The 2105-nt window shown below is 67.5% G+C and carries 2 protein-coding genes; one reads left to right on the top strand and one right to left on the bottom strand.

Going from position 1 to position 2105, the window contains the following annotated elements; genetic code table 11:
- Positions 1-222: 222 nt before the first annotated feature.
- The gene (locus G3N93_RS38970; protein ID WP_174983084.1) at positions 223-1368 is read left to right on the top strand and encodes a glycerophosphodiester phosphodiesterase; all 1146 of its coding nucleotides are present in this window, start codon (positions 223-225) and stop codon (positions 1366-1368) included.
- A 78-nt stretch (positions 1369-1446) separates the two neighbouring features.
- Here the strand turns inward: G3N93_RS38970 and G3N93_RS38965 are convergent.
- The coding region (locus G3N93_RS38965) for a rhodanese-like domain-containing protein (protein WP_277396610.1) at positions 1447-2105 on the bottom strand (659 nt) is incomplete at its 5' end.

The following is a 2105-nucleotide window of genomic DNA, read 5'->3' as shown; positions in this document are numbered from 1 at the left end:
ACCTGCCCGAGACGACCGGAAAGCGCCACCCGCCAGGCCTCGGAGAACCACCCTGCGGCCGGCATCGCGCCCTAAAAATATTGAACGGAAAGGCACAAGTAATACATATGTAATTATTCAGTGCGACGATCGCGTCCCATTCGACTCCGTGCGACACGCCACGACAGCCGCACCGCCGGAGCGATCGCCCCTTTCCGACTCTCGTTTCGAAGGTTCATCGACATGCTCTTCAAGCGCCCGACCTCCCTGCGCTACGTCCCGTTCGCCTGTGCCGCCGCGTTCCTGCTCGCTGCTTGCGGTGGCGACGACGACGTCGCGTCCGATCCCACCCAGCCGATTTCCGCGAAGGTCCAGGTGGTCGGCCATCGCGGCGCGAGCGCGCTGCGCCCCGAACACACGCTCGCGTCGTACCGCAAGGCGGTCGAGGACGGCGCGGACGTGATCGAGCCCGACCTCGTGTCGACCCGCGACGGCGTGCTGGTCGCGCGTCACGAGAACGAGATCTCGGGCACGACGAACGTGTCGACGCTGCCGCAATTCGCGAGCCGCAAGGCGACCAAGACGATCGACGGTGCGGAGCTGACGGGCTGGTTCACCGAGGATTTCACGCTCGCCGAGCTGAAGACGCTGCGCGCCCGTGAGCGCATTCCGCAGGTGCGCCCCGCGAACACCGCGTACAACGACCAGTTCGAGATTCCGACGTTCGACGAGATCGTCGCGCTCGCGAAGCAGATGTCCGCGCAGACCGGCCGCACGATCCACCTGTATCCGGAAACCAAGCATCCGACCTACTTCCAGTCGATCGGCCTGCCGCTCGAAGACCGTCTCGTCGATGCGCTGCTGAAGGATTCGTACACGGCGCGCACGGCGACCATCTACATCCAGTCGTTCGAGGTCGCGAACCTGAAGACCATCCGCAACCGGATCAAGTCGAGCCAGCCGAACTGGAAGCTCGTGCAGCTGATGGACGAAGCCGGCCAGCGCCCGTACGACTTCGTGAAGGCGAACGACAAGCGCACCTACGGCGACCTGTCGACGCGCGACGGCATGCGCGAGGTCGCGACCTATGCGAACGGCGTCGGCCCGTACAAGACGTCGATCATCGCGGTCGCCGCGGACGGCACGCTGCAGCAGCCGACGCCGTACGTGCGCTATGCGCACGAAGCCGGCCTCGTCGTGCATCCGTACACGTTCCGCCCGGAGAACAACTTCCTGCCCGCGTCGTTGAAGGACGGCGGCACGCCGGCCACGCGCAACACGGCCGGCTCGGTGCGCGAGATCCAGGCGTACCTGCGCGCGGGCATCGACGGCTTCTTCACCGACGATCCGGCCGTCGGCCGCACGGCGGTCGATACGTTCAAGCGCTGACACGCGCGGAACGTGCCCGACATGCGGCAACGGGGCGCGGCGTACGACGTACCGCCACGCCCTGTTACGCCGTATCGGTCAGATCACGTTGAAGTGATGCGTGCCATCCCGCTTCAACTGATCGACCAGCCCGTATTCCCAGTCGAGATACGCCTGCATCGCAGCCGCCGCGTTGTCGGTGCCTTCGTACGGGCGCCGGTAGCGATCGACGCGCGGTGACGCCAGATGCGTCTCGCCGCTTTCGAGCGGCAGCCCGGCCTCGATCCACGCGGCCGTGCCACCGGTGAGCACCGCGATGTCAGCCGAAGCCGGCAGCAGCGCGCGTGCGTCGTCCGCCGCGAACCGCGCCAGCAGGCTCGACCCGCACGTGAACACATAGCGCTTCGCGGGCGGAATCGCCGCGAGCGCATCACGCAACTGCGCCCGCACGGCGAACCATGCGCCCGGGATATGCCGCTTCACGTAGTTCGCGCTGGCCGTCACGTCGACGATCGCCAGCTCGCCGGGTGCGGCCTCCTTCAGCCAGCCCGCGAGCGTCGCGGGCGATACGTCGGTCACGGTCGGCGTCGCCGGCACGTCGCGCGGCGGCTGGCCGCGCTCGCCGAACTTCGCCGTACCGTCCTCCGGTTCGACCACCCGCACGTCCCAGCCCATCTGCGCGAGCCACGACGCGGTCATGTCGGCGCGCACGCCGTCGTCGTCGGCGAGCACGATAGATCGGAAGCGCACACGTCTGA

Origin of the sequence: Burkholderia sp. Se-20378 (assembly GCF_017104665.1) — a bacterium.
Taxonomy (GTDB): domain Bacteria; phylum Pseudomonadota; class Gammaproteobacteria; order Burkholderiales; family Burkholderiaceae; genus Burkholderia; species Burkholderia lata.
This window is presented reverse-complemented; position numbering and strand designations above follow the sequence as displayed.

Excerpts from the sequence above, each read along its gene's own strand:
- G3N93_RS38970 (WP_174983084.1), top strand. The coding sequence starts at position 223 with ATGCTCTTCAAGCGCCCGACCTCCCTGCGCTACGTCCCGTTCGCCTGT.